At 39.5% G+C, this 1,487-nt stretch carries 2 protein-coding genes; both read right to left on the reverse strand.

What is annotated here, in order from left to right:
* Positions 1-351 precede the first annotated feature (351 nt).
* The gene (locus tag QZ106_RS10295) at positions 352-1,173 is read right to left on the reverse strand and encodes an IS3 family transposase (protein ID WP_367259991.1); all 822 of its coding nucleotides are present in this window, start codon (positions 1,171-1,173) and stop codon (positions 352-354) included.
* Positions 1,158-1,487, reverse strand: a 330-nt coding sequence (locus QZ106_RS10300) for a helix-turn-helix domain-containing protein (protein WP_295976715.1), incomplete at its 5' end; no start/stop codon positions are given. The genes QZ106_RS10300 and QZ106_RS10295, both read right to left, overlap by 16 nt.

Consider the following 1,487-nt stretch of genomic DNA (forward strand, 5'->3'; position numbering starts at 1 on the left):
TCCAACAACTATGCAACCGTTTCCTAGCAAAAAAGAATGATAAATACCATTCTTTCTTTACAACATACCGTATTTTATTGTCTTCTCATGCTGAAAATTATTTACAAACAAATAATTTTTCAGGATAAGACTTGGAGTTAGTTAATAAAGATTGCTAATAATTATTCAGAAGCTTTGATTTTAAAAGGTATATAGGACAAAATAGTTAGTAAAAATGTGATTAAAGCCTTATAGTACAAGGCTTTAATCACTCTTTTTGAAATATGAACAAAAAACAGTTCTTTTTGCCAAATTACAAAAATAAAGAAACATGGTACATCAAATAATGATCTGCCCCCAAAATCTAGACGATTAATTCAAGGAATGACAACGATATTGTATCGGACTCAGTCCTTTTAATTTCAGTTGGATTCGACGGTGGTTATAATAGTCCAAATAATCCCTTACCGCTTCAACTATCTCTTCTTTTGTTTTAAATTCCTTGCCATAAAAGCATTCCGTTTTTAATCGCCCAAAGAAACTTTCCATTGCGGCGTTATCTAAGAAATTCCCTTTTCTTGACATACTTTGAATGATACCCCGCTCGGCAAGTATTCGACGATAAGCTACCATCTGATACTGCCAGCCTTGGTCTGAATGTAAAATCAAGCCCTCAACCTTATTCAGGCGTTTGCCCGCCATGTTTAACATTGACTCAACTTGTGCCCAATTCGGCGAGTAGCTGAGATTAAAGGCGACTATCTCATTGTTAAATAAGTCTAAAATCGGGGATAAATAGACTTTTCCCCCATCTTTCGCTTTAAACTCCGTGATATCCGTCACCCACTTTTGATTCGGACCGGTTGCCGTAAAATCACGCTCAAGACGATTCGGGGCAATATGGCCTATTGTGCCTCGATAGGTCGTGAATTTCTTGCCTTTTCTTGACCGCACTTGAAGTCCAAGCTCCCGCATTAAACGTTGGATTTTTTTATGATTTACATCAGGTAAACAGGCATGAACACGTCGGTAGCCATAATCAGGATGCCGGGCTTTGATGCGTTTAATCGCCGCTTTAAGCCTCTTATCCTTATCCGGTTTAATCTGACGTTTAGCAAAAAACGTACTACGCGCTAACTGTGCAAAGCCTAAAAGCCATTTTAACGGATAGCATGTTCTTAACCTTTGGATAATTTCCGTTGCTCGGCTTCGTCCTGAAGTCTGAGCCTTCTCAACTCCTTTAGGTAGGCTACCTCCGCTTCAAGCTGTAAAATTCTCAGGCGCAAACGGTCTTCTTCTGTTTTGGGTGGCGGTGGCATTCTGGCATATTTAGGTTTCATCGGCGGTCGTCCTGATGGTTTGCGAGGAATAAGTCCTTTTATGCCACTTTTTTCAAACCGTTTCAACCACGCCCCGACTAAGGCGTTGGAGGGAATATTGTAAAAACGCGCGGCTTCTCTGATACTCATTTCTCTATTCAAGATAGGTCGGAGAATTTGTAATTTAAA

The organism is uncultured Aggregatibacter sp. (assembly GCF_901873365.1).
Classification (GTDB): domain Bacteria; phylum Pseudomonadota; class Gammaproteobacteria; order Enterobacterales; family Pasteurellaceae; genus Aggregatibacter.